The sequence below is a fragment of the Plesiomonas sp. genome (assembly GCF_051650925.1).
GTDB lineage: Bacteria > Pseudomonadota > Gammaproteobacteria > Enterobacterales > CAMTGL01 > Plesiomonas.
The window spans coordinates 1-4,360 of the sequence record NZ_JBOFRH010000313.1 but is presented as its reverse complement, the minus strand read 5'-3'; the positions used below and the strand labels follow the sequence as shown (position 1 = coordinate 4,360).

Sequence of the window (4,360 nt, the reverse complement as noted above, 5' to 3'; positions counted from 1 at the left end):
ACAACCAGTGAATCAGTGCGCAGTTTGCTCTCGGCTACCGACGCATAAACTACAGGAGAGAGGCTAAGCGATATCGGTAATAACGCTTGAACAGCGATATTTGCCCACGCCATTAATGCAACAGCACGATTGGGTGTTGTCGTTAATTGAGTCGTTTTCATAATAGTAGTAATTCGAGCCTAGAAAAGTAGATAATTCGTCACAGAATAAATATGTAAATATCAAAACCCACTGCCCCACTTGGTAGCGCATTGGCTTTTAAACACCATTACTTACATGAGTTATTCCACTTTCCATTTCAAAGGGGATAGAACAAAGAAGTATTTTTATATAAGTTGAATATAATAATTGTTATCAGCGCAGCGGTAGAATTATGTCTAAATGTGTGAAATTATTACAGCAAATAAAATGAATACTACATTCCATTTAGTGAATGGCGAAGTGTTCATCGCAATAAAACCCGATAATTTATATTTAACACGTATTGTTTATTAAAAACAAAAGTAATAAAAAAACAATAAATTAAAAAACAAGACTAGATTACTGGATAAACAATGAGAGGGGAGATTACGTTAAAATCACAATAAAAACATTTTCATGTTTGATTATTATAAAAGCACAAATCCAAAAGGTTAATTAACGCTGCAGCATCAATAGAAAATATAAAATCATGACAATCATATTTAAATATGATTATTTAAAATGAAAATTATAGCAATAAAAAAATAACAAAAAAAATGCAGCCTTCTCATTTAAGAAGACTGCACTTTTCATATTCGTGATACTAATACTACAGCACTGACATGATCATCAGCACCACAACACCCGATTAATGACGCGTTGGCGCTGCATCATCAGCGTCTTCATCTTCATCTTCGTCGTCGTCGAAATCTTCGTCTTCAGCATCCGGATCTTCAAAGTAGGTGCCCCAGCCATCGTAGTTCACACCACATTTTTCAGCCAGTTTTACCAGTTGCTCAACCTGCGCATCAATCAGCTCAGCTTTCAGCGGAACTTCGCAGCTCATATCGCAGCATACCAGTACAGAACCGTCTTCAACTTCCAGCTCTTCGGCATCGCTCACTTCATAGCTCATTTTAAATGCTTCAACAGCAGCTTTTTCTAAATCTTCGAACTGCTCGGCTGAGAAATGGTGCTCAATGGTATAAAGCGCCTCCGGATCACTGCCATCTTCCAACAGTTCACTAATAATCAGTCGAGTTTCTTCCTGCTGGGCTTCCAGAAATTCACGGTTTGCCATATAGCCTCCAGAGAGTTGAATTATTCCTGCTTATTGTCACACACTCACACTACACTCACCACTGCTGTTTCATTAATTAATATAAATGCCACGCGCCTCTTGATAATGGATAAAAACTCAAATAAATTGAATAAGCAGTCAAATTAAACCATTAACTAAAGATAGACATGCAAACAAGGATGAATTCATGGCTTTTAACTTACGTCACAGAAACCTACTGAAACTCACTGATTTTACGCCAAAAGAGATCCACTTCCTTCTCGACTTGGCCGGTGAGCTAAAAAAGGCAAAGTATGGAGGTTACGAGCAACCGCGCTTACGCGGTAAGAATATCGCCCTAATCTTTGAAAAAACCTCAACCCGTACCCGCTGTGCCTTTGAGGTAGCCGCCTTCGATCAAGGGGCGCATGTCACCTATCTTGGCCCTTCTGGTTCACAAATTGGTGAGAAAGAGTCAATGGCAGATACCGCACGGGTACTGGGCCGCATGTACGATGGCATTCAGTATCGTGGGTTTGCTCAGCATACCGTTGACGAACTCGCCCGTTATGCCGGCGTACCGGTCTGGAATGGCCTGACCGACAGCTTCCACCCCACTCAAATTCTGGCCGATTTTCTGACCATGCTCGAACATGGGCAAGGAAAACCACTCACTGAAATGAAACTGGCCTATCTGGGTGATGCCCGTAACAACATGGGTAACTCGCTGCTTGAAGGCGCAGCATTAATGGGCCTTGATTTGCGCTTAGTTGCGCCCAAAGCCTACTGGCCGGAAGAGGCTCTGGTGGCACAATGTCAGGCGATTGCCGCCAGCACTGGCGCAAAACTCACCCTGACCGAAGAGGTGGCCGAAGGCGTACAGGGCGTTGATTTTATCTATACCGATGTCTGGGTTTCTATGGGCGAACCTGAAAGCGTCTGGGCAGAGCGAATCTCTGCACTTAAACCCTATCAGATCAATATGAATACCCTTAAGCTGACCGGCAACCCACAGGTCAAATTTATGCACTGCTTGCCGGCTTATCACGATACTCAAACGGCTATTGGGAAGAAAATCAGCGCACAATATGGCATGGAGGGGCTAGAGGTGACCCACGAGGTATTTGAGTCAGCTCACTCTATTGTGTTTGATGAAGCAGAAAACCGGATGCACACCATCAAAGCGGTCATGGTTGCAACACTCGGCGCATAACACCATACGCAAACGGTTAACCCCTGACGCTGTATACAACCGCAGGCGTATTGCAGGCGATATAAAATGGCGTATAATTCGCGCAGTGAATTTTACGCTGCGTATGACAGGACACTATCGCCAATGCAACGATCTTTCGTGATACTGAGCCACAAGACCGCGCCAGCCGCGGCTGTCAGTGTTTTCCCTATCATTCGCACGATGAAAAAAGCCCCTTAATGAAGGGGCTTTTTTTTCGCCACAACCTTTATCTACACGCTCGGGGAGCGATTGCGCGGAGCTACACCGCACATCGCCCTATTCACCTTTACCGGATGCAGAGGATCGCACCATGGCTAACCCGCTTTATCGCAAACACATCATATCCATTCCTGAATTTACTCGAGAAGAGCTGGAATTAGTGGTGGATACTGCCGCGCAATTAAAGGCCACTCCGCAGCCTGAACTGCTCAAGCGTAAAGTGGTGGCCAGCTGTTTTTTTGAAGCCTCAACCCGTACCCGCCTCTCTTTTGAAACCGCCATCCAACGTCTTGGCGGCGATGTGATTGGGTTCTCTGACAGCAACAACACCTCTCTGGGTAAAAAAGGTGAAAGCTTATCTGACTCTATTCGCGTTATCAGTAACTATGTCGATGCCATTGTGATGCGACATCCGCAAGAGGGTGCAGCACGTTTGGCTTCTGAGTTTTCCAACGGGATCCCGGTATTCAACGCCGGTGATGGCGCAAATCAGCACCCAAGCCAAACACTGCTCGATTTGTTCACTATCCGCGAAACACAAGGGCGCTTGGATAACATCAGTATCGCGATGGTGGGCGATCTGAAATATGGCCGAACCGTACACTCACTCACGCAAGCATTGGCGAAATTCAATGCCAACCGCTTCTACTTTATCGCACCTGATGCGCTGGCCATGCCCGACTATATCCTCGAAGAGCTCGACGCTCAGGGAATTACTTATAGCGTGCACCCAAGCATTGAAGAGGTGATGCCGTTTATCGATATTCTGTACATGACACGGGTACAGAAAGAGCGTTTTGATCCCTCAGAATATGCCAACTTAAAATCACAATTTGTGCTGACTGCTGCTGAACTGCACGATGCCAAAAGCAACATGAAGATCCTGCATCCACTGCCACGTATCGATGAGATTACCGTTGATGTTGATGCTACGCCGCATGCGTACTACTTCCAGCAAGCCGATAACGGTGTGTATGCCCGACAAGCCCTGTTAGCACTGGTACTAAATGCCGAGCTTGTGCCAGCAATTGAGTGATGATGGGAAACTCTGATTAGGGGTAACCCCTTATCCGATAGGCTGACCAGATACTGGCCGGTTGGCATACAAAAAACTGATATGCACGGCAATAAATTGCGAAGACAAGGAGCAGATGATTATGGATCGCGAAAATAAATTACAAGTTGAAGCTATTAAAAACGGCACGGTCATCGATCATATTCCCGCCCAAATTGGTATAAAGATCTTAAGTTTGTTTAAGTTTTCTCAAACCCACCAGCGGATCACCGTAGGTTTAAACCTACCTTCTGCGGCACTTGGCCAAAAAGATCTAATCAAAATTGAGAATATTTTCCTAACCGAAGATCAGGCCAATCAATTGGCTATCTACGCACCGGATGCCAGCGTCAATCAGATAGAAAATTATCAGGTGGTACGTAAGTTAAAACCAATGCTGCCTGAATTTATTGAGCGGGTACTCAGTTGCCCAAACAGTAATTGTATCAGCCACAGTGAACCGATTAACTCCGGTTTTAGCGTACGCAAGCAGCAGGGAAACATCCTGTTAAAATGCAAATATTGCGAGAAAGTGTTCGCCAGTGATGTCGTTACCGAACAATCTTAAGGCTCGGTCAGCTCACATACAGGCTGTTACACTGGAAGCTGGGTT

Annotated in this window: 4 protein-coding genes; 3 read left to right on the top strand and 1 reads right to left on the bottom strand. The window is 45.0% G+C overall.

From position 1 onward, the window contains the following. Positions 1-829 precede the first annotated feature (829 nt). The gene (gene rraB, locus ACRC27_RS07405) at positions 830-1,261 is read right to left on the bottom strand and encodes a ribonuclease E inhibitor RraB (RefSeq protein WP_438630534.1); all 432 of its coding nucleotides are present in this window, start codon (positions 1,259-1,261) and stop codon (positions 830-832) included. A gap of 187 nt (positions 1,262-1,448) precedes the next feature. On the opposite strand from rraB, the gene argF reads away from it, so the two are divergent. The 3 genes from argF to pyrI all read left to right on the top strand — a co-directional run bounded on the left by argF (position 1,449) and on the right by pyrI (position 4,315). Further along, positions 1,449-2,453, top strand: a complete 1,005-nt coding sequence (gene argF, locus ACRC27_RS07400) for an ornithine carbamoyltransferase (RefSeq protein ID WP_438634210.1) — start codon at positions 1,449-1,451, stop codon at positions 2,451-2,453. A 331-nt stretch (positions 2,454-2,784) separates the two neighbouring features. Then, on the top strand, positions 2,785-3,729 hold the full coding sequence (gene pyrB / locus ACRC27_RS07395; RefSeq protein ID WP_438623653.1) for an aspartate carbamoyltransferase: 945 nt from the start codon (positions 2,785-2,787) through the stop codon (positions 3,727-3,729). A gap of 121 nt (positions 3,730-3,850) precedes the next feature. Continuing rightward, a complete protein-coding gene (gene pyrI, locus ACRC27_RS07390) occupies positions 3,851-4,315 on the top strand; it encodes an aspartate carbamoyltransferase regulatory subunit (protein ID WP_438623654.1) in 465 nt (154 codons plus the stop codon). The last annotated feature ends 45 nt before the right edge of the window (positions 4,316-4,360 follow it).